The organism is Peribacillus sp. SIMBA_075 (assembly GCF_046534585.1).
On the sequence record NZ_JAWRYN010001213.1, the window covers coordinates 1 to 250 of the forward strand.

Here is a 250-nt window from a genome sequence, read left to right on the forward strand (position 1 = left end):
CTTTTCACATAGCAGGACAAAGTGCTGATAAAGGGACGGCCACGATTCCTTTGATAAAGAAATAATCGGTTCTTCACGGATATCTTCAATCGTGACCGCCTCTTTTTTTGCCAGTGGATGATTTTTCGGAATTGCAAAAATACATTCACTTTGTTTCATTAAACGACTGACCAGTTCTTCATGCGGTGATGTGGGATGTAAAAAGCCAATATCAATCTCCCCATTCAAAAGCGCCCGCAGCTGCTGCGAG

Annotated in this window: 1 protein-coding gene; it reads right to left on the bottom strand. The window is 42.8% G+C overall.

What is annotated here, in order from left to right; genetic code table 11:
• Positions 1-250, bottom strand: a 250-nt coding sequence (locus SB775_RS32175) for a LysR substrate-binding domain-containing protein (protein ID WP_410865351.1), incomplete at both ends; no start/stop codon positions are given.